Origin of the sequence: Promicromonospora sp. NPDC052451 (genome assembly GCF_044547525.1) — a bacterium.
Taxonomy (GTDB): domain Bacteria; phylum Actinomycetota; class Actinomycetes; order Actinomycetales; family Cellulomonadaceae; genus Promicromonospora.
In genome coordinates this window covers 1-19,616 of sequence record NZ_JBIUAP010000020.1, presented here as the reverse complement: position 1 = coordinate 19,616, position 19,616 = coordinate 1, and the positions used below count along the sequence as shown (strand labels likewise).

General features: G+C 75.5%; 14 protein-coding genes, 1 pseudogene and 1 riboswitch. Of the genes and pseudogenes, 11 read left to right on the top strand and 4 right to left on the bottom strand.

Annotated features, from left to right (window positions below; translation table 11 throughout):
* Window positions 1–24: 24 nt before the first annotated feature.
* A complete protein-coding gene (locus tag ACIG47_RS24830; RefSeq protein WP_397433751.1) occupies window positions 25–456 on the bottom strand; it encodes a CBS domain-containing protein in 432 nt (143 codons plus the stop codon).
* A 91-nt stretch (window positions 457–547) separates the two neighbouring features.
* A complete protein-coding gene (thiE, locus tag ACIG47_RS24825) occupies window positions 548–1,201 on the bottom strand; it encodes a thiamine phosphate synthase (protein WP_397433750.1) in 654 nt (217 codons plus the stop codon).
* 38 nt (window positions 1,202–1,239) lie between these two features.
* Window positions 1,240–1,343, top strand: a riboswitch (TPP riboswitch).
* On the opposite strand from thiE, the gene ACIG47_RS24820 reads away from it, so the two are divergent.
* From ACIG47_RS24820 to ACIG47_RS24775, 10 genes are all read left to right on the top strand, one after another.
* Window positions 1,335–2,570, top strand: coding sequence for an FAD-dependent oxidoreductase (locus ACIG47_RS24820; protein ID WP_397433749.1), 1,236 nt, complete (start codon window positions 1,335–1,337; stop codon window positions 2,568–2,570). It overlaps the preceding riboswitch by 9 nt.
* On the top strand, window positions 2,567–2,836 hold the full coding sequence (thiS, locus tag ACIG47_RS24815) for a sulfur carrier protein ThiS (RefSeq protein ID WP_397417722.1): 270 nt from the start codon (window positions 2,567–2,569) through the stop codon (window positions 2,834–2,836). Before ACIG47_RS24820 ends, thiS begins: the two co-directional genes overlap by 4 nt.
* Window positions 2,837–2,838: 2 nt before the next feature.
* Complete coding sequence (locus ACIG47_RS24810) at window positions 2,839–3,687, top strand: thiazole synthase (protein ID WP_397433747.1); 849 nt, start codon at window positions 2,839–2,841, stop codon at window positions 3,685–3,687.
* Entirely contained in the window at window positions 3,684–4,886 is a 1,203-nt protein-coding gene (locus tag ACIG47_RS24805) for a ThiF family adenylyltransferase (protein WP_397433746.1), read from the top strand. Before ACIG47_RS24810 ends, ACIG47_RS24805 begins: the two co-directional genes overlap by 4 nt.
* A 163-nt stretch (window positions 4,887–5,049) precedes the next feature.
* A complete protein-coding gene (locus ACIG47_RS24800) occupies window positions 5,050–6,612 on the top strand; it encodes a pyridoxal phosphate-dependent decarboxylase family protein (RefSeq protein ID WP_397433745.1) in 1,563 nt (520 codons plus the stop codon).
* A complete protein-coding gene (locus ACIG47_RS24795) occupies window positions 6,609–7,973 on the top strand; it encodes a lysine N(6)-hydroxylase/L-ornithine N(5)-oxygenase family protein (protein WP_397433744.1) in 1,365 nt (454 codons plus the stop codon). The genes ACIG47_RS24800 and ACIG47_RS24795 overlap by 4 nt, the downstream gene beginning before the upstream one ends.
* Entirely contained in the window at window positions 7,970–10,408 is a 2,439-nt protein-coding gene (locus ACIG47_RS24790; protein ID WP_397433743.1) for a GNAT family N-acetyltransferase, read from the top strand. Before ACIG47_RS24795 ends, ACIG47_RS24790 begins: the two co-directional genes overlap by 4 nt.
* A gap of 33 nt (window positions 10,409–10,441) precedes the next feature.
* Entirely contained in the window at window positions 10,442–13,105 is a 2,664-nt protein-coding gene (locus ACIG47_RS24785; RefSeq protein WP_397433742.1) for a GNAT family N-acetyltransferase, read from the top strand.
* A 58-nt stretch (window positions 13,106–13,163) separates the two neighbouring features.
* On the top strand, window positions 13,164–15,098 hold the full coding sequence (locus tag ACIG47_RS24780) for an ABC transporter ATP-binding protein (protein WP_397433741.1): 1,935 nt from the start codon (window positions 13,164–13,166) through the stop codon (window positions 15,096–15,098).
* Complete coding sequence (locus ACIG47_RS24775) at window positions 15,095–16,942, top strand: ABC transporter ATP-binding protein (RefSeq protein WP_397417704.1); 1,848 nt, start codon at window positions 15,095–15,097, stop codon at window positions 16,940–16,942. Before ACIG47_RS24780 ends, ACIG47_RS24775 begins: the two co-directional genes overlap by 4 nt.
* 25 nt (window positions 16,943–16,967) lie before the next feature.
* On the opposite strand, the gene ACIG47_RS24770 is transcribed toward ACIG47_RS24775, so the two are convergent.
* Window positions 16,968–18,311 (bottom strand): PLP-dependent aminotransferase family protein, encoded by a 1,344-nt coding sequence (locus tag ACIG47_RS24770; RefSeq protein ID WP_397433740.1) that lies wholly within the window; start codon window positions 18,309–18,311, stop codon window positions 16,968–16,970.
* A 205-nt stretch (window positions 18,312–18,516) separates the two neighbouring features.
* Between ACIG47_RS24770 and ACIG47_RS24765 the strand changes: the two genes are divergently transcribed.
* Window positions 18,517–19,368 carry a pyridoxamine 5'-phosphate oxidase family protein gene (locus ACIG47_RS24765; RefSeq protein ID WP_397433739.1) on the top strand — a complete coding sequence of 284 codons (852 nt, stop codon included), beginning with the start codon at window positions 18,517–18,519 and terminating at the stop codon, window positions 19,366–19,368.
* 19 nt (window positions 19,369–19,387) lie between these two features.
* Here ACIG47_RS24765 and ACIG47_RS24760 read toward each other — a convergent pair.
* Window positions 19,388–19,616 (bottom strand): annotated as a pseudogene (locus ACIG47_RS24760) (hypothetical protein); the annotation flags it as partial.

Sequence of the window (19,616 nt, the reverse complement as noted above, 5' to 3'; positions counted from 1 at the left end):
AGTCGCTGGTGTGGGTGAGCGCGCTCAGCGGTTGGGCTCGGCATCCGAGATGTCCGCCAGGGCGGACGACGGGTCGCGCTCCACGGCGAGGTCGCCGATCGAGACGATGCCCACCAGCACGTCGCCGTCCAGCACCGGGACCCGGCGCACGGCGGCGGAGCGCATCACCTCGACCGCGGTCTCGACCGGGTCGGTGTGGCCGACCGTGACCACCTTCTCGCTGGCGACCTGCTGCACCGGGGCGTCCACGCCGTGGCCCTCGGCCAGGCCGCGCACCACCAGGTCCCGGTCGGTCACCACGCCGACGGCGGTGTTGTCGCTGGTCACCACCAGCGCGCCGACGTTCTCGGCGGCCATCAGCCGGGCGGCCTCGCGCAGCGGCTGGGTCGCGTCGACGGTGGTGGGTGCGGGGGTCATCACATCGGCGACCGTCTGCCGGGTCGTGTCGTTCTCCATCGTCGTTCTCCATCCCTCGGGGACGTGGACGGCGGGCTGCTTCACCGACCCCTCCAGCATGGCCCGCGGGGCCCTCGCTCGCACGCGCGCCTCAGGCTGCCTCGACCCGCCTGCGCAGTGCGGCCGCGGCGGCCCGCGGGTCGGCGGCCTGCGTGATCGCGCGGACGACGACGATGCGCCGGGCCCCGGCCTCCAGCACCTGGTCCAGGCGCTCGGCGTCGATCCCGCCGATCGCGAACCACGGCGTGGCCGGGGCCCGGCCGGCCACCTCCCGCAGCAGGTCCAGGCCCACGGCGGGGCGGCCCGGCTTGGTCGGCGTGGCCCACAGCGGACCGACGCAGAAGTAGTCGACCCGCGGGTCGGCCTCCGCCGCCAGCGCCTCGTCGAGGGCGTGCGTGGACCGGCCCAGCACCGGGTCGTCGCCCAGCAGGGTGCGCACCGCGTCCGGCGGCAGGTCACCCTGGCCCATGTGCACCACCGGCGCGCGGGTCAGCCGGGCGACGTCGGCCCGGTCGTTGACCGCCCACAGGGCGCCGTGCTCGGTCGCCACGCGCGCGACGAGCGCCTGCAGCTCGATCTCGCGCGCGACGTCCAGCGACTTGTCCCGCAGCTGCACCACGTCGACCCCGCCCTCCAGCGCCGCGTGCAGGAACGGTTCCAGGTCTCCCGTGCCCTCGCGGGCGTCGGTGCACAGGTACAGGCGGGCGTCGGCCAGGCGGGCGCGCGGGTCGGTGCGGTGGTCCACGGCGCGAGTGTAGGCCCGCCCCGCACGGGGGTTAAGGTGGTCGCGTGCACGGGAGCCCCGCACGGGGCTGAGAGGGCGCAGGGCGCCGACCGTCGAACCTGATCTGGGTCATGCCAGCGAAGGGAGCAGCATCATGAGCAGTCGCGCGTGCGACGTCCTCGTGGTCGGCGCGGGCATCGTCGGGCTGACCGCGGCCTGGCGGGCGCTGGACGCCGGGGCCCGCGTGGTCGTCCTGGACCCCGCGCCCGGCGACGGTGCCACCCACGCCGCCGCGGGCATGCTCGCGCCCGTCATGGAGGCCGGCTTCGGCGAGGAGGGGCAGGCCCGGCTGGGCACCGCGGCGCTCGCCCTGTGGCCCGCGTACGCCGCGGCGGTCGAGCACGCGGCCGGCCTGCCGCCCGGCGCCGTCGGCCTGGACACGACGTCGGGCACCCTCGCCCTCGCCTACGACGCCGACGACGTGGTGGCCCTGCGCCGCCTGCTCGCCCTGCACCGCCAGTGGGGCCTCGGCTCGGCCGAGCTGCCACCCGCCGCGGCGCGCGAGCGTGAACCGGGGACGGGGCCCCGGGTGGCGGGTGCGGCCTGGGTGCCGGGGGACCACAGCGCGGACCCGCGGGCCCTGCACGCGGCGCTCGCGGGCGTGGTCGCGGCCCGCGGCACGGTCGTGCGCCGTGCGGCGGCAGCCCTCACCTGGGCGGACGGCGCCGTGACCGGCGCGGTCGACGCCGCGGGCACCACGTACGCGGCCGGCACCGTGGTCCTGGCTGCCGGGCACGCGAGCGGGACCCTGTACGCGGGCGCCCCGACGCGCCCCGTGCCGGGCACGACGCTGCGCCTGCTCGCGGACGCCGACCGGGCACCCCGGGTGGTCGTGCGCGGCGCGGTGCAGGGCCGCCCCGTGTACGCGGTACCCCGCCCCGTGCGGCCCGACGGCACGCGCGAGGTGGTCGTGGGCGCGACGTCCCACGAGCGCGCCGACGACCACCTGACCCGGGCCGGCGACGTCTTCGCCCTGCTGCGTGACGTCCGCGTGCTGCTGCCCGGCCTCGACGAGGCCGTGCTGCTGGAGGCGACCACCCGGTCGCGCCCCGGCAGCCCCGACAACGCGCCGCTGCTGGGCCGGGCCGCCCCCGGCCTCCACCTGGCCACCGGCCACCACCGCAACGGCATCCTGCTGGCCCCGCTCACGGCGGCCGCGCTCGACCACGCGCTGGGTGCGGCCCCGTCCGCCTGGGCGGACGAGGAGGCGGCCGGGGCCGCGGTGGCCGCCGCCGCCCGGTACGCCGACCCGCTCCGGTTCGGCCCGGCAGGCGGCACCCCGGCGGTCCGCACCCCTGTGTCCAGCACCATCGAAGGAGGCACCGCATGACCAGCCACCCCGACCAGACGAGCCACCCCGGCCGCACTGGTTCGCCCGGCACCGCCCTCGTCAACGGCGACCCGTACCCGCTGCCCGCCCCGCTGCCCGTCACCGACCTCGTGGCGCGCCTGCTGCCCGGCGTCGTGGTGGACGGCGCCCCGCAGGGCGTGGCGGTCGCGCTGGACGACGTCGTCGTGCCGCGCGGCGCATGGGACACCACGACCGTCCGCCCGGGCGACCGGGTCGAGGTCGTCACCGCGGTGCAGGGAGGCTGACGATGACGGAGCCGACGGAACCGGTCGTGCCGGACGCGCCCCTGACCATCGCGGGCACGGAGCTGTCCTCACGCCTGGTCATGGGCACCGGGGGAGCGGCGAGCCTGCTCGCGCTGGAGGACGCGCTCGTGGCGTCCGGCACGGAGCTGACCACCGTGGCGATGCGCCGGGTGTCGCGGCCGCGTGCCGCGGACGACCCGGCGCGCGCCGGTGACCCCTCGGTGTGGGGGCTGCTCGCGCGGCTCGGCATCCGCGCGCTGCCCAACACGGCAGGCTGCTTCTCCGTGCACGAGGCGGTGCTCACCGCCCGGCTCGCCCGGGAGGCGTGCGCGACCGACTGGGTCAAGCTGGAGGTCATCGCCGACGACGTGACGCTGCTGCCCGACCCCATCGGCCTCGTGGAGGCCGCGCGGACCCTGGTCGACGAGGGGTTCACCGTGCTGCCGTACACGAGCGACGACCCGGTGGTGGCGCGCCGGCTGGAGGACGTGGGCTGCGCGGCGGTGATGCCCCTGGGCTCGCCGATCGGCTCGGGGCTCGGCATCGCCAACCCGCGCAACATCGAGGCGATCGCCGCGGCGGCGTCGGTCCCGGTGATCCTGGACGCGGGCATCGGCACGGCGTCCGACGCCGCGCTGGCCATGGAGCTCGGGTGCGACGGCGTGCTGCTGGCCACGGCCGTGACGCGCGCCGCCGACCCGGTGCGCATGGCCCGCGCGATGCGCCTGGCCGTCGAGGCGGGGTACGACGCCGCCCGCGCGGGCCGGCCGCCGCGCCGCGAGCGGGCGCTGGCCTCGTCGCCCGTGGACGGGCTGGTCGCCGTCGGCGGCAACCTGGACCTCGCGCTGTGACCGCGCTGCCGCCGCTGGTCGAGCCGGGCCGCGACCTGGGGCGGGACGAGCTGGCCCGGTACGCGCGGCACCTGGTGCTGCCCGGCGTGGGACCCGAGGGCCAGCGCCGCCTGGCGAACGCGCGCGTGCTCGTGGTGGGCGCGGGCGGGCTGGGCAGTCCCGTGCTGCTGTACCTCGCCGCCGCCGGCGTGGGCACGCTGGGTGTCGTGGACGACGACGTGGTCGAGGTGTCCAACCTGCAGCGGCAGGTGGTGCACGGGGTCTCGGACCTCGGGCGGCCCAAGACGGCGTCGGCGCGGGAGGCGGTCGCCGAGGTCAACCCGCACGTCGAGGTCGTGGAGCACCCCGAGCGGCTGACGACGGCGAACGCGCTGGAGGTGCTGTCCGGGTACGACCTGGTGCTCGACGGGACCGACGCCTTCGCGACCCGCTACCTGGTCTCGGACGCCGCCGAGGTGCTCGGCGTCCCGTGCGTCTGGGGCGCGATCCACCGGTTCACGGGGCAGGTCGCCACGTTCTGGGGCGCGCCCCCGGCCGGCGTGGAGGGCGTGACCTACCGGGACGTGTTCCCCGTGCCCCCGCCGCCGGGGGCGTCGCCGGACTGCGCGACGGCCGGGGTGCTCGGCGCGATGTGCGGCACCGTGGGCTCGGTCATGGCCACGGAGGCGGTCAAGCTCGTCACCGGGGCGGGGGACACCCTGCTCGGGCGCCTGGCGGTGTACGACGCGCTGGCCCTGACCTGGCGGCAGCTCACGGTGCGGCGCGACCCGGCCCGGGAGCCGGTCACGGCACTCCTGGCCGCCGCGGACGGAGCCGACCCGTACGCCGTGTTCTGCGGGCTGCCGGCGGCGGACGGCCCCGACGGCACGGACGGCCCCGGCACCGTCTCGGTACGGGAGCTCGCCGCCCTGCGCGACGGCGGCGGGGAGCCCCTGGTGCTGGACGTGCGGGAGCCGTGGGAGGTGGAGCTCACGGCCTGGCCCGGCGCCCGTGTGGTCCCGTCGGGGGCGTTCACCGGCCCGGGGGCCGGCACGGCGGTGGGCGAGGTCGCGGCGTGGGCGGCGGGCCGCCCGGTGCACGTGCTGTGCCAGGCCGGGGTCCGGTCTGAGCGCGTGGCGCGGCGGCTGGCCGAGGCGGGGGTCGGGGCCCGGTCGGTGGCCGGCGGGATCGCGGCCTGGGTGGCCGCCGGGCACGGCTGACGGGCACGGCTGACGGGCACGGCCGACAGGCCCGGGAGTGACGGGCGCCACCTTCCTGGTGGCGCCCATGGGTTGACGGGAACCCGCCAGCGATTAGGTTAGGTCAGGCAAACCTAAGTTCTGGTTCTTCCCTTCCCGCGATCCCTCCGAAGGAGACTTTCGCATGCCCTCACGCCTGCCCGCGGCGACCCAGCCGGTGACGACGAAGCACGACACGACCGCGCTGGTGCGCGGGGCCACGGCGAGCGCCTACGCGGACACCGTCCACGAGGTCGCCCGCGACGTGGCCGCCCGGCTCGCGTCCGTCACGCAGCCGTTCTCCGGCGCCAGCCGCGCCGAGCTGCGGGACTTGGTGGCCGCCGTGGACCTGGACGGTCCGCCGTCGGGCACGAGCGAGGCGCTGCGGGAGGCCGCGGACCTGTACGCGACGCACGCGATCTGGTTCCACGCGCCCACCTACGCGGCGCACCTGAACTGCCCGGTCGCGCTGCCCGCGGTGGGGGCGGAGACGATGCTGGCCGCGATCAACACCTCCGTGGACACCTACGACCAGTCCACGGTGGCCACCCTGATGGAGCGGCGGCTCGTGGAGTGGACCGCGGGCCGCATCGGCTTCCCGGTGGACGGCGGCGAGGGGCCGGGCGCCGACGGCGTCTTCACCTCCGGCGGCACCCAGTCCAACTTCCAGGCCCTGTTCCTGGCCCGGGAGAAGGCGCGGCGGACCGGTGTGCGCCTGGAGTCCATGCGGATCCTGGCCACCGAGGTCAGCCACTTCAGCATCGCCAAGTCCGCGCTCCTGCTCGGCCTGCCCGACGACGCCGTGGTCGCCGTGGGCACCGACGCCGACGGCCGCATGAGCGCCGACGCCCTGGCCCGGACGCTGGTGGACGTCGAACGCACCGGCGACGTCGTGATCGCCGTCGTCGCGACCGCCGGCACCACCGACCGCGGCTGCATCGACCCCCTGGGCCCGGTCGCCGACCTGTGCGACGCCGTGGGCACCTGGCTGCACGTCGACGCCGCCTACGGCTGCGGGCTGCTGGTCAGCCCCACGCGCCGCCACCTGCTGGCCGGCATCGAGCGGGCCCGCAGCGTCACCGTCGACTTCCACAAGTCGTTCTTCCAGCCGGTGTCCTCCAGCGCGCTGATCGTGCGCGAGCGGGCCGACCTGGCGCCCGTGGCCTGGCACGCGGACTACCTCAACCCGGAGGAGAACGCCGAGCCCAACCAGGTCGACAAGTCCCTGCAGACCACGCGCCGGTTCGACGCCCTCAAGCTCTGGGTCACGCTGCGCGCCCTGGGCCCCGACGGCGTGGGCGCGATGGTCGACGCCGTGTGCGACCTGGCCGCCGCCGTGCACCAGGACCTCGCCGGGGACCACGACTTCCGGCTGGTCGGCACCACCGACCTGTCCACGGTGCTGTTCCGCTACCAGCCCGACGGCCTCGACCCCGCGCGGGCCGACGCCCTGGTGCCCCAGGTGCGGCGCGTCCTGTTCGACTCCGGCCGTGCCCTGGTGGCCAAGACCGTGATCGACGGCCGCCCGTGCCTCAAGCTCACCCTCCTGAACCCGGACGCCACGCTCGCCGACATCCGCGGCGTGCTGGAGCTGGTCCGGTCCGCCGCCCACGGGCTGCTCGCCGGGGAGGCGCTCGCGGACACCGACGAGCCGCCGTGCCGCGACGTGCACCCCCGCCTGGAGCGCGCCGAGGGGGAGGACCGATGAGCACCGCCCTGCCCGTGCGGGACCTGCCCGTGCACGACCTCGTCTGCGTCGGGATCGGGCCCTTCGGCCTCGGCCTGGCGGCCCTGGCCGACCCGCTGGACGACGTGGACGCGGTGTTCCTGGACCAGGCCGACGGCTTCTCGTGGCACCCCGGGATGCTCATCGAGGGCACCACGCTGCAGGTCCCGTTCCTGGCCGACCTGGTGACGATGGCCGACCCCACCTCGCGGTACTCGTTCCTGGCGTGGCTCAAGGCGACGGGGCGGCTGTACCCGTTCTACATCCGCGAGTCGTTCTACCCGCTGCGTGCCGAGTACGACGAGTACTGCCGCTGGGTGGCCGCGCAGCTCCCGGCGCTGCGGTGGGGGCGGCGCGTGACCGGCGTGGTGCGCGTGCCCGCGCCGGACGGCGGGTACCTGTTCGAGGTCACGGCCGAGACGCCGGACGGCACCGAGAAATACTGTGCCAAGCACCTCGTGCTCGGCACCGGCACCCAGCCGCGCCTGCCCGCGGTCCTGGGTGACCTCGGGGCGCACGCCGGTCCCGTCGTGCACACCGCCGACTACCTGCCGCACCGGGAGGCGCTCGCCGCGTCCGGGTCCGTCACCGTGGTGGGCAGCGGGCAGTCCGCCGCCGAGGTGTACCGCGACCTCCTGGACGGCTGCGGCACCGGCCCGGGGGAGTACCGCCTGGACTGGGTGACCCGCTCGCCGCGGTTCTTCCCCATGGAGTACACCAAGCTCACCCTGGAGATGACCTCGCCGGAGTACACCGACCACTACGCCGCCCTGCCCGCCGCGCTGCGCGACCAGCTCGGCCGCGAGCAGCGCAACCTCTACAAGGGGATCAGCGGCGACCTCGTCGACGACATCTACGACACCCTGTACCGCCGGTCCGCGCTCGGCCGCGAGGTGCCGACCACGCTCCTGACCGACACCGAGGTGGTCGCGGCCCGGTTCGACCCCGACGGCGCGGGCGGGGCCGGCGAGTACGTGCTCACCCTGCGCCACGGCCAGCTCGGCACCACCGCCGAGCACCGCACGCGCGCCGTCGTCGCCGCCACCGGCTACGCCGCCCAGGTGCCGCGCTTCCTGGCGCCCGGCCTGGTCGACGTCGACGACCGGGGCCGCTACGTCGTGGCCCGCGACTACACCGTGGACGGCGACCGGCGCATCCACGTCATGAACGGCGAGGAGCACACGCACGGCGTCACCGCGCCGGACCTCGGCTTCGGGCCCTGGCGCAGCTCGGTGATCCTCGCTACCGTCACGGGCCGCGAGCCCTACCCGATCGAGCGCCGGATCGCCTTCCAGCAGTTCGGCCTGCCCACCTCCCGCACCCGGACGGAGGTCGCCCCGTGACCGCACCGACCACCCTGCAGGTCTTCCGCACCACCACCCGCCTGGGTGAGGTCACCCTCGAACCCGTGGTCCCCGCGCGGGACGCCGAGCTGGTCCAGGGCTGGCTCGCGCACCCGTCCGCGGCCTACTGGCAGATGAGCACCCTGAGCGTCGACGAGGTGCGCGAGTACCTCGCCGCCGTCCAGGGCGGCCCGCACGAGGACGCCTGGCTCGGCCGCCTCGACGGGGAGCCCGTGTTCCTCACCGAGACGTACGACCCCGCGCACGTGCTGCTCACCGGCGTGCACGACGCGCTGCCCGGCGACCTGGGCATGCACCTCCTCGTGGCCCCGCCCGAGGCCCCGCGGCACGGCCTGACCGACGCCGTCATGACCGCCGTCATGCGGTTCTGCCTGTCCGACGGCGGACCGCACGACGCCGGGCGGGGCGCGACGCGCGTCGTCGTCGAGCCGGACGTCGGCAACCGCAAGATCGCCGCCAAGAACGCCGCCGCCGGGTTCCGGGTGCTGCGCGAGGTGGACCTCGGCCGCGGCGCGCACGCCAAGCGGGCCGCCCTCAGCGTCGCCACCCGCGCCGACTTCGCGGCCTCCGCCCTGGGCGAGGGCCCGGTGCTCGCGTCGCACCTCACCCCCGGCCACATGGAGCACGCCCACCGTCACCTGGCCGCCAAGGCGCTCGCGGAGCTCGCCCACGAGCGCCTCTTCGAGCCGGAGCTCGACGCACCCGCCGGCCCCGGCGCGCCCGCCCGCTATCGCCTCGCCCTCGACGGCGTCACCTACCGGTTCACCGCCCGCCGCCACGCCCTGGAGCACTGGGTGATCGACCCGGCGTCCGTGCGCCGCACCGGCGCCGCGGGGCTGCGCGGCGAGGTCGACCTGCCCGTGGACGCGCTGGAGCTGGTCGCCGAGCTCCAGCCGCTGCTCCAGGTGCCGGACGCCCTCCTGGCGACCTACCTCGAAGAGCTCTCCTCCACCCTGGCCAGCGCCGCCGCCAAGCGCGAGCGCGAGCTCGACGGCGCCACGCCCTCGGTGCGCGGCCTGCTGGACGCGATGCGGACGGCGTCCGGTACCCAGGACGTCGCCGAGGCGTTCCAGCAGGTCGAGGCCGCCATGTCCGAGGGGCACCCGAGCTTCGTGGCCAACAACGGCCGCATCGGCTTCTCCCTGGACGACTACCGCACCTACGCCCCCGAACGCGGGCAGCGCGTGCGCATGCTGTGGCTCGCGGCCCGCCGCGAGCACACCCACCTGGCCCTGGCCGCCGACCGCACCGAGGCCGGCCACTACGGCGCCGAGCTGTCCGACGCCGAGCGCACCGCCTTCGCCGAGCGCGTGGCCGCCCGCGGCCACGACCCGGCCGACTACCTCTACCTGCCCGTGCACCCCTGGCAGTGGGACCACCGCGTCGCGATCACGTTCGCCGCCGACGTCGCCCGCGGCGACCTCGTGCCGCTCGGCCCCGGGTCGGACGAGTACCAGCCGCAGCAGTCGATCCGCACCATGTTCAACCGCACCCGCCCCGAGCGGCACTACGTCAAGGTGGCGCTCGCCATCCAGAACATGGGGTTCCTGCGCGGCCTGTCGCCCGCCTACATGCGCGTCACCCCGGCGATCAACGACTGGGTGGCCGACCTGGTCGCGGGTGACGAGACCCTGCGCGCGAGCGGGTTCGGCGTGCTGCGCGAGGTCGCCTCCGCCGGGTACACCGGCGACGTCTACCACCGCACCCCCCAGCCCAACCCGCACCGCAAGATGCTCGCGGCCCTGTGGCGCGAGTCGCCCGTGCCCCGCCTGGCACCCGGCGAACGGCTGGTCACCATGGCGAGCCTGCTGCACCGCGACGCCGGCGGCACCGCGTTCGCCACCACCCTGGCCCGCGAGTCGGGCCTGCCGCCCGAGCAGTGGCTGCAGGCCTACCTCGACGCCTACCTGTACCCGCTGGTGCACTGCCTGCTGGCCCACGAGCTCGCGTTCATGCCGCACGGGGAGAACCTCATCCTCGTGCTGCGCGACGGCGTCGTGGTGCGTGCCCTTATGAAGGACATCGGGGAGGAGGTGGCCATGCTCGGGCACCGGCCCCTGCCCGAGCAGGTCGAGCGCATCCGGGCCGTCGTCGACGACGAGGAGAAGGCGCTCGCGATCTTCACCGACGTGTTCGACGGCGTGCTGCGGCACCTGGCGGGCATCCTCGCGGGCGACGGCGTGCTCGGCGAGGACCGGTTCTGGGCGCTGGTGGCCGCCACGATCGACCGGCACGCCGCCGAGCACCCGGACCTGCGCACCGGCATCGACCTGCGGGCCGCGCGGTTCGCCCACTCCTGCCTCAACCGCCTCCAGCTGCGCAACACGCTGCAGATGGTGGACCTCGCCAACCAGTCGGAGTCGCTGATCTACGCCGGGACCATCGACAACCCCGTGCGCAGGACCGGTGCATGACTCCGAGCAGATCCCCCAGAGATGATGGAAGACGTGGACTTCGACCTGTTTCGTGACGACCTCGGCATCCCCCACGTGCGGGCCGCCTCCGAGACCGCGCTGGCCTACGGCCAGGGCTGGGTGACCGCCCAGGACCGCGGCCTGCAGATCGAGGCGGACCGGATGCGCGCCGAGGAGCGGTACGCCGAGCTCGCGGGCGTCGCGGGTGCGGCGTGGGACCGCTTCGCCGCGCGGGAGCGGCTGGCCGACACCGCTCGCGCGATCCACGACGCCGCGGCGCCGGCCGACCGGGCGTGGCTGGCCGCCTACGCCGACGGCGTGAGCGCCGGCCTGCTCGCCGGCGGCCGGGACGTCCCCGAGCTGGCGGGCGTGCCCCACCGGCCGTGGGAGCCGTGGACGCCGATCGGCGTCTTCCTGGCCACCCACGTGCTGTTCAACGGGTTCCCCGCCATCCTGTGGCGGGCCCACGTGGCCCGGCACCTGCACGTGCCCGGCGTGCCCCTGGAGCGCGTGCTGGGCCTGTTCGCCGCCGACGCCGGGTCCGGCTCCAACGCCTGGGCCGTGCACGGTGCGTTCACGGCCTCCGGCAGCCCCCTGGTGGCCGGCGACCCTCACCGCACCCTGGAGCTGCCCGGCCCGTACCAGCAGGTCCGGCTGGTGTGCACCGACCCCGCCGCCCCGTACGACGTGCTGGGGTTCGCTTTCCCCGGCGTCCCCGGCGTGCCGCACTTCGCGCATGCCGCCTGGGGGCCGGACTCTGCGGCAGGCGCTGCGGCAGGTTCCGTGGCGGGCTCCGTGGCGTGGGGCATCACCAATGCCGCCGCCCACCACGTCGAGGTCGTGTCCGACGGCGCGGACAGCGCCGACCCCGGCGCCTGGCGCCTGAGCTGGCCGGCCCGCGAGCTGTCCGACGTCGGTGTCGCGGCCTGGCGCGGCCTGCTGCACGCCCGCACGGCCCGCGACGTGGCCGACGCCTTCGCCGGGTGGGTCGACCCGGTCAACCGGGTGCTCACCGCCGACAGCACGGGCGAGGTGCTGAGCCTGACCGCGGGCCGGGTGCCCGCCGCGACCGACCGCGCCCTGCCCGCGCCCAAGCCCGCCGACGGCTACGTGACGCTCCCCGCGCCGACCCGGGTGACCCAGGTCGCCGTGGACGCGAACGAGCGGCCCGTCACCCAGGCACCCGCCGAGCTGGACGGCCGGCCCGGGTACGGACCGCGCGACGTGCGCCCGGACCGCGAGGCGCACGACCTCGGCTGGTCCTACGTGCCCCACCGGGCCGAGCGCATCCGCCAGATCCTCGCCGCCGCCGACCGGCCGGAGTCGCCCGGCACGCAGGCCCGCGTGCACGGCGACACCCGCGACCTCGGCGCGGCAGCCCTCGTCGCGCACCTGGCGGGCGACGCGTCCGCCGCCGTCCGCCTGCGCGCCTGGGTGGCCGAGGGCGCCCACGTCGAGGCGGGCTCGGCCGACGCCGCCCTCTACATGCGCTGGCGCGACGCGCTCACCCACCGGATAGCCCGGCACCCCGTCCTGGCCCCCCTGCACGCACCGCACGGGCAGGACCCGGCACTGGAACCGCTGCTCGGTGCGGTGTTCGACGTGCCGACGGCGGTCGGCGCGGGGCTCGCCCACCTGCTGGCGGCCGACTGGCTCGTCGTCGACGGGCCGGACGGGCAGCCGCTGCGGATCGACCCGGCGGCCGAGGCGAGCGCGGCGCTCGCGGAGGTGGCGGACCAGGCGTCCGGGACGTGGGGCGACGTGCACGTGCCGGCGCCAGTGGCCCCGGTGCCCGGCGTCGCGGGCGCGTACACCGCCGCCGTGCGCCCGGCGCCGGTCTCGGGCAACAACGAGACCGTCCGCTGCACCGGCGGCTCGCCGGGCATGGCCCCCACGGCCTACCGCGGCTCGGTCGCGCGCTACGTCTGGGACCTCGCCGACCGGGCGGGCAGCCGCTGGGGCGTGCCGTACGGCGCCGACGGCCGGCCGGGCACGGCGCACTTCGACGACCAGCACGCCACCTGGGCGGCCGCGGGCACGGTGCCCGTCGTCACCGACTTCGACCGCCTGTACGCCGTGGACACGACGGGCCGGCTGCTGAACGGCGCGCGCGGTGCGCAGGTGTGGCGGCGCGACGTCGGCCCGCACGGCGTTGTCACCGCGCACATGCTGGACCCGGAGGCCGACGCCGACCTGCTGCACCGCTGGTTCACGCAGCCGCGGGCCGCGTTCTGGGGGATGGGGGAGCACACGCGCGACGAGGTGGCCGCCACCTACGCGTTCGTCGAGTCCCTGCCCACGCACCACGCCTACCTCGTGCGGTGGGACGGCGAGCCCGTGGCCCTGGTGCAGGCCTACCACCCCGAGCACGACCCCGTGGCGGCCGCGTACGACGTCGCCCCCGGCGACCTCGGCCTGCACTTCTTCCTGGGCGGCCGGGGCCCGGTCGCCCGGCACGGTGCGGTGCAGGACCCGTGGGCGGTCCTGGGCCCGGCACTGCGCGACTTCCTGTTCGCCGGGGCGGGGACCCGGCGCCTGGTGGGCGAGCCCGACGCGCGCAACGAGAAGGCCCTGCGCCGCATGGCGGCGCTGGGGTTCACAGCGGGCGAGGAGGTCTTCTTCGAGTCGGCGCAGGGCCCCAAGACGGCGCGCATGGCCTACCTGACGCGGGAGGAGGCGGGCCGGGGCACGCCGTGACGCAGGTCACAGAATGTTAGGTGCTTACCGAAACTAACAACTTGCGCCCGCCCGGATAATGGAGGCGATGCCTCCCACAGACGAACGCTCGAATCGATCCGATCCTTCCTCTGAACCGCGCAGCGAGCTCTCCACCGTCGCCTCCATCCGCCGCCTGCACCCTTACGTCCGCACCGCGTTGCCGCGGCTGGCCGGCGGCCTGCTCGCCTCCCTGGGCGCCAGCCTCATGGCGCTCGCCATCCCGCGCGTCCTGCAGTGGGTCACCGACGGCCCCCTCGCCTCCGGCGCGCGCGACCACGACTGGGCGGGCCTGGCCTGGTCTGTCGTCCTCGTCGCCGCGCTCGGCGTCGGGGAGGCCGGCCTGATCCTGCTGCGCCGCACCCTGGTGATGTTCCCCGGCACGCGCGTCGAGGCCGCGATGCGCATGGCCCTGTTCCGCCACCTGCAGGACCTCCCGGTGTCCTTCCACGACCGGTGGCCCGGCGGCCAGCTCCTGTCCCGCATCATGGGCGACCTCGGCCTGCTGCGCCGGTGGCTCGTGTTCGGCATCCTGCAGCTCGTGGTCAGCATCGTGACCATCGTCGTCGGCGTCGGCCTGCTCGTGGCCACCGGCGGCTGGCTGGGGATCATCTTCCTGTGCGGTGCGATCCCCGTGACCGTCCTGGCCTTCCGGTTCTCCCGCAAGTACCGCAAGATCTCCCGCCTCTCGCAGGACCAGTCGGGCGACCTGGCCACCACGGTCGAGGAGTCCGTGCACGGCATCCGCGTGCTCAAGGCGTTCGGCCGCGGCCCGGACGCGCTGGACCAGTTCACCGAGCAGGCCGCCGAGCTGCGCGAGACCGAGATCCGCAAGGCAACCACCGACGCGGGCCTGACCACCGCGCTGCGCGTCATCCCCGAGGTGACGCAGGCGGTCGCGCTCGTGGTCGGCGTCTACCTCGTGGCCTCCGGAGACATGACGCTGGGCGCCCTGGTCGCCTTCTTCACCACGACCGCCGTGATCAACGGCCCCGTCGTGGACCTCGGCATGACCCTGTCGATGACGCTCAACGCGCGCACCGCCGTCGACCGCTTCTTCGAGGTCATGGACACGGTCAACCCGCTGACGGACCCGGAGCGCCCCGCCGACCTGCCCCCGGTCACCCCCGGCTGCGGCGGCACCACGGGCGGGCACGTCGCCCTGCGTGACGTCACCTTCCGGTTCGACGACGCCGAGCGCCCCGTGCTCGACCACGTCGACCTGGAGCTGCCGCCCGGCACCACCACGGCGCTGGTGGGGCTGACCGGCTCCGGCAAGTCGACCCTCGCGATGCTCGCGCCCCGCCTGTTCGACGTCACCGCGGGCCGCGTCGAGGTGGACGGCGTGGACGTGCGGGACATGACCCGCGAGCAGGTCCGTGAACGCGTCGCCGTCGCCTTCGAGGACCCGACCCTGTTCTCCGCCTCGGTGCGGGACAACGTGCTGCTCGGCGTGCCCGACGACCTGCCCGCGGCCGAGCGCGAGGCCCTGATGACCGAGTCCCTGGAGATCGCGCAGGCGCACTTCGTGGCCGACCTGCCCGACGGCGCCGACACCCGCATCGGCGAGGAGGGCATGTCGCTGTCCGGCGGTCAGCGACAGCGGCTTGCCTTGGCCCGCGCCATCGCGGCCCGGCCCCGCGTGCTCGTGCTCGACGACCCCCTGTCCGCGCTCGACGTCACCACCGAGGAGGCCGTCACCGCACGGCTGCGCGACGTGCTCGTGGCCACCACCACCCTGGTCATCGCGCACCGTCCCTCCACCGTGGCGCTGGCCGACCGGGTGGCCGTGCTCCAGGGCGGGCGGATCACCGCCGTCGGCACGCACCAGGAGCTGCTGGCGACCGATCCGCACTACCGGTACATCATCTCCAGCCTGGAGGAGGACTACGCGGCGCACGCGGGCGAGGAGTCCCCGCCGGACGAGCCCGCACCCGACCAGTCCGCACCGCGAAGCCAGGAGGCGCTGTCATGACGGCCACCACCCAGCCCACCGACCGCCGTCGCCCCACCGACGCCGCCGCGGACGACGTCACCAGTCTCGGCAAGGAGGCCTCCCGCCGCGTGCGCCGGCGGTCCATGCACCTGCTCGGGGACCTGCTGCGCCCCCACAAGAAGGCGCTGGCGTGGGCGGCCGTGCTCGTCGTGGCCTCCACGCTCGGGCAGGTGGCCGGGCCGCTGTTCGTGGGACTGGCCATCGACGACGCCGTCCCGGCACTGCGCGACGGCTCCGTCACACCGCTGGTCCTGACCGGCGCCGGCTACCTCGTCGCCGCGGTGCTCGGCGGCATCGCGGCGGGCGCCTACGTGCGCGCCGCCGCCCGGATCGCCCAGGCCGTGCTGCTCGACCTGCGCCGCCGCGTGTTCCGGCAGACCCAGCGGCTCTCCCTGGAGTTCCACGAGTCGTACACCTCGGGGCGCATCATCTCCCGGCAGACCTCCGACCTGGAGGCGCTGCGCGAGCTGCTCGACGGCGGCCTGACCGGCGTCGTCTCCTCGCTGCTGCTGATGGTCTTCACCATCGGGTTCCTGTTCTACGTCGACTGGCGCTCCGGGCTCGTGCTCGCCGTCGCCTTCATCCCGGCCTGGCTGCTCACCCGCTGGTTCCAGCGCATGTCGCAGCGGTACTACCGCGAGCAGCGCACGGCCTCGGCCCGGCTCATCGTCAAGTTCGTCGAGACGATGACCGGCATGCGCGCCGTCCAGGCCTTCCGCCGGGAGCGCACCACCGAGGCCGACTACGGCACGCTCGGCGAGGACTACCGCGACGCCAACCTGCAGATCTTCGGCGTCAACGGACGGTTCCAGCCCGGGCTGATCCTCATCGGCAACCTGACGGTCGTGGCGGCGCTCGCCGTCGGCGGCTGGCGCGTGCTGGACGGCGGGCTCGAGGTAGGCGTGCTCGCCGCCGTGCTGCTGTACTGCAAGCGGTTCTTCCAGCCGGTGCAGCAGCTCGGCATGTTCTACAACGCGTTCCAGTCCGCGACCGCGGCGCTGGAGAAGGTCTCGGGGCTGCTCGCCGAGGAGCCGACCGTCGTCGAGCCGGCGCACCCCACGCCGCTGCCCCTGCACGACGGGCGGGCCCGGGGCGAGCTGCGCCTGGACCACGTGCGCTTCCAGTACGGCGACGGCCCCGTGGTGCTGCCCGACCTGGACCTGACCATCCCCGCCGGCCAGACCGTGGCCGTGGTGGGCACCACCGGTGCGGGCAAGTCGACGGTGGCCAAGCTGGTCACGCGGTTCTACGACGCGTCGGCCGGCGCGGTGCGGCTGGACGGCGTCGACGTGCGTGACCTTGCCTCGGCGGACCTGCGTCGCGCCGTCGTCATGGTGACGCAGGAGGCGTACCTGTTCAGCGGGTCGGTGCGCGAGAACATCGCGCTCGGGCGCCCGGGTGCCTCCCAGGCGGAGATCGAGGCGGCGGCGCGGGCCGTGGGCGCCCACGAGTTCGTGCTCGACATGCCCGACGGGTACGACACGGACGTGAACAAGCGCGGCGGGCGCGTTTCGGCGGGCCAGCGTCAGCTCCTGTCGTTCGCCCGGGCGTTCCTCGCCGACCCGGCGGTGCTCGTGCTCGACGAGGCGACGTCGTCGCTCGACATGCCGGGCGAGCGGCTGGTGCAGCGCGGGCTGCAGACGCTGCTGGCCGACCGGACGGCCATCATCATCGCGCACCGCCTCTCGACGGTCGCGATCGCCGACCGGGTGCTGGTGATGGAGCACGGGGAGGTCGTCGAGGACGGCACGCCCGCCGAGCTCGTCGCCGGCGACGGGCGGTACGCCCGGCTGCACGCCGCGTGGGAGGACTCGCTGGTCTGACCGGCTCCCCGGCACGGGGCGGGGCTCAGGCCCCGTCCGGCCCGCCCCGTGCCAGGGCCTCCGCGACGACCCGCAGCGCCTGGTCGAGCTCTGAGTCGGTCACGCCGCCGAAGCCGACCACCAGTCCCGACAACCGGGCGGTACGGCAGTACTGCGCGAGCAGCGGCATGTCGAACCCGGCGGCACGCGCCGCCGCCCGAGCCGCCGTGGCGGCCGAGGCGTCCGTGAGCCAGGTCGAGTACATGCCCGCCAGCGGCCCGGCGAGCTCGGCGTGCGGGGACAGGGCGGCGGCGACCCGGGGTGCGCGCTCGGCGTAGACCCGGCGGGCCGTGCGGACCACCTTGTCGGCCCACCCGTCGCGCAGCAGCGTGAGCAGGGCCCGCTGGGTGGGCCAGGGCGGCGTGTCGTGCGTGATCGTGCGCCGCCGCACGAGGCGCTCGTGCAGGGCCGGCGGCGCCACGAGCCAGCCCAGCCGCAGACCCGGGCTGACCGACTTCGCGGCGGTTCCCAGGTAGGCGACCCGGGACCGGTCGAGCGCCGCGAGGGCCGGCACGGGCGCGACGTCGTAGCGGAACTCGGAGTCGTAGTCGTCCTCCAGCACGACGGCGTCCGCGGCCCGGGCCGCCCCGAGCAGCGCGAGCCGGTCCGCGGCGGGCATGACCCGGCCGAGCGGATGCTGGTGGGCCGGCGTCACGTACGCGGCCGCACACCCGTCCAGGCTCGTGACCGCCGCGTTCGCCGGATGGTCGACGACGACCCGGCCGGCCGCGCGCACCGTCTCCACCGCGGCGCGGTAGCCGGGGTCCTCCACGAGCACGGCCCCGGGATCCAGCACGCCGAGGAGCTGGCGCAGACCGTCCGTGGTGCCGGCCGTCACCAGGATCTCGTCCGGGCCGACCGTCAGCCCACGGGTGCGCCCGAGACGTTCGGCCAGCGCCTCGCGCAGCTCCGGCACCCCGCGAGGGTCCGGATAACCCCGCGGAGGCCGAGCCGCCGAGACCTCCCGCCAGGCCCGCCGCCAGCCTGCGAGATGGCGCGGGTCGATCCAGGGCGTCCCGGCGTCGAGCTGCACGTACCGCGGTTCATGCGTCGCGGGTCGTGCCACGGGGGCGGCTGCGGGCAGCGCCTCGCCGGACGCCACGAACGTCCCCGCACCCCGGCGGGTCACGACCCAGGCCTCCGCGAGGAGCTGGTCGTAGGCCTGCTCGACCACGGCCCGCGCCACGCCCAGGTCGGTCGCGAGGGCACGGCTGGAGGGCAGACGGTCGCCGGTGGTGAGCGTGCCGTCGGTGACCAGGGCGCGGACGGCGGCCGCGAGCTGGGCCGGGAGCGGCGTCGGGAGGGAACGGTCCAGGTGAACGGGGAGCATGGGGGAGGATCTCTGGGCTGGGCTGGGCTGGGCTGGGCTGGGCTGGGCTGGGCTGGGCTGGGCTGGGCTGGGCTGCGGTGGGCGGGGATAGTGCGGGCGGATGGCCGGGTGAGCCTGTGTGCCAGGGTGCTGCGGGGGAGTGGCCTGTTGAGATCGACCGGAACTGGCTCGTGCTCCTGGGCCACCTGCGGACCAGGCTAGCGTCATGACGACGGATCCCCTCGAGCCCGCGGCTCCTCACGAACCCGCAGCCCCCGCCACGCTCCTGCTGCAGGGTGCGCACCACCCACAGACGGCGCCCCACTTGCAGGCGGCGCCCGACTCGCAGGCGGCGCCCGACTCGCAGGCGGCGCCCGACTCACATACGGCGTCCCGTCCGCAGACGGATGGCCTCTCGTCGACGGCGCGGACAACCCCGACGCGCGGCCGGAATCGCCAGGTCGCCGAACGGGAGCGGCTGATGACACTCCTGGCGGACGCGCTCGTGGCACACCTCGGCGTGGTCGCCGGCCCGCATCCGGTGGTGCTGCCCACGGCGTTCGGCGTCGACCCGTCCGGACCGGACGACGGCGGCACGCTCTACCTGCACGGATCCGTCGCCGCCGGATGGCTGGCGCCGGCGCTGGAGCAGGACGTCTGCGTGACCGTCACGGAGCTGGACGGGCTGGTGCTGGCCCGGACCGGGTTCCACCACTCCATGAACTACCGGTCCGCCGTGGTGATCGGGCGACCTCGACGGGTCACCGACACGGACGAACGACGCCGTGCGCTCGACCTGATCGTCGACCACATGGTCCCCGGACGGTCCGCGACGCTCCGGCCCCCGACCCGCAAGGAGCTGGCCGCCACGGTCGTCATCGCACTGCCCCTCGCCGAGGCGTCGATGAAGCAGCGCGCGGGTGGCGCCAGCCTGGAGCCCGGTGACCTGGAACTGACGGGCTGGGCCGGGGAGGTGCCTCTGCGTCGTGTCGCGTCGGCGCCCGTCAGCGAGGACTACGTGTCCGAACCGGTACCGGACCTCGTGCTGCGCCGGGCACGCGGGCTCGGCATGGCGTGAGGCGCTCGCGGGTACTGCCCTAGAACGGTGGATCGTCAGGGACGGGAAGGTCTGGCCGTGGGACCTCCTGCCGGCCGTCGTCATGCTCGGTGCCGAGCCGGCGGCGGGTCTCGTCGGCGAGGCTCGTGACGTCCTCGCAGACGGTTCCCACCTGCGTTGCGGGTCGTGTGTAGGTGTGGCCGGTGGGTGCGGTCCAGGTGGTGGTGCCGGTGGTGGGGTTGCGGGTGGGGGTCCAGCCGTGGTGGGTC